Annotated in this window: 1 protein-coding gene; it reads right to left on the bottom strand. The window is 46.7% G+C overall.

All coding sequences use genetic code 11. The annotated features are described in order from the left end of the window. Positions 1-205: 205 nt before the first annotated feature. The gene (locus tag G596_RS0120245; protein ID WP_242829226.1) at positions 206-1,576 is read right to left on the bottom strand and encodes an IS1380 family transposase; all 1,371 of its coding nucleotides are present in this window, start codon (positions 1,574-1,576) and stop codon (positions 206-208) included. Positions 1,577-1,714 lie beyond the last annotated feature (138 nt).

Below are 1,714 nucleotides of genomic sequence, written 5' to 3'. Positions count from 1 at the left end.
ACCTGAATCCGTGAAACTGGTTGTTTTATGATGCCAATCCCAAATCGGATTGGCTTATTCTTGATAAATAGTTCTTCAAAGACATTATTTTAATGTATCTGGATTGATTTTGGTTCCAAATGAAGGTTAGGAACACTAGAAATCCTTTCAAAAGGGCACACTTTCCCCTTGGTTTCTCAAAGGCTACCTGGAAGGATGACATTTATCACCGGAAATCCGCAAATGCTGTATACACCTGCGCAAAAGCATACCGCCATGTATTACTTCGGCCAAGGACTAACAACAACTGCCGGGCATGCTCTGTAACGTGACTTGCCATCATGATCATATTACCAATCACCGTACGCAGCCTTCTGCGCCTGACTGTATGTTTTGTCTCTGTGCCCTTCCTTCCGATGCTTTCCTGTCCGATCATCCGCAGAATGTTATAGGCCAGGATTGCCAGTTCCAGTACCAGCTCATTGGTCTCAAATTTGCCGGATGGCAGCCGCTCCAAATCCATATCGGTCTTGATCTCGCTATGGAACTGCTCGCATTCGCCGTGGGCATGGTAGAGTCCTATGACTTCGCGGTCAGTCATTCCAAGGTTTGTCCACCAGGTATTGACTTCAATGTCGCCTTCCAGAAGGAACTGGCCATATTTATCAATGGTACGGTTTATGATCTCGTACCCGGCACGGACGGTGATGGTTTTTTCCGCATCATCCACTGTTTTATAGGAAACCGGTTTCCAGTCGCTGCCGATATAGACGGTTTTCCCTTCACGGGGAGTTTCGATATCTTGGCTGTATTCCTGTGCCATCTGCAGCCAGTCCTCTTTGCTTTCCCTGCGGAGGTTGCGTTTTATGATGAAATAACAGCCTGCTTCCACCAGGATACCGATATTCTCTGCGGCATCGTTTCCTGAATCAAGGCGGATCAGGAGCGGTTCATCCGTGATCTCCCTGCACATACGGATGGTTTCCCGTAAAAACTCAGGGGTATGCTTCTGGCAATGCTGTTTTCCTTCCCGGAGTTCACAGTTGACCAGATAGCCTTCCGTTCCAATATATGCCATGATCGGCGCATAGCCGTCACATCCCTTATAAGTTCTGGAAACACCCTGCTTTTTGGTTTTGGAATTGTCAAAGGGCGTGACATCAATATCCACAGGCACATAACCGTTCGGAAGTTTTCCCGGTACAATGCCATTATCCCTGAGCATCTTGATGTTTTCCGCAAGGATATAAGAACGCATGGATGAGCCAATGTCATCCATCCGCTGGCGCAGCGTCTCCTCAGAAGGGATGCTTCTGACAATGCCAAGTGCGTATTTGTAAAAATCCGGGTCGTCATCAAACTCATGGACGGACTCATAAGCAGGTTTCCCCATGGTGAGAAGTCCGATATAAGTGAGCAGGACATCCCCGTTCTTGATCTGGTGCTGTGAACGGTTTGGGGTGACATCCATACGGTTGCACCGCTTTACGAAGTCGCTTTTGCCGAGAATGGCACCGACAACTGCAAGGCCGCTGGCTGGGATGATCCGCTCATTGGTAAACTCAATTTTTATCTTTTTCATGATGACTGCCTCCATGGTGTTTTCTTATGGAATATTGTATCAGAAAACATCACCAAATGGGTGATATTGTTAATCCTTTTAAACGTATCGACAGACCGCATAAACAAAGTGATTGCAGCATGAAATAATAATTAAACTCCACGGATTAAGGTA

This window comes from Butyrivibrio sp. AD3002, from assembly GCF_000420905.1.
In the GTDB taxonomy this organism is placed as follows: domain Bacteria; phylum Bacillota; class Clostridia; order Lachnospirales; family Lachnospiraceae; genus Butyrivibrio.
Note: the sequence above shows the minus strand (reverse complement) of the source record. Positions and strands in the feature narration are given on the sequence as shown.

What these genes read in the sequence shown, in the direction of transcription:
- G596_RS0120245 (WP_242829226.1), bottom strand. Translation starts at nt 1,576, where the DNA reads ATGGAGGCAGTCATCATGAAAAAGATAAAAATTGAGTTTACCAATGAG.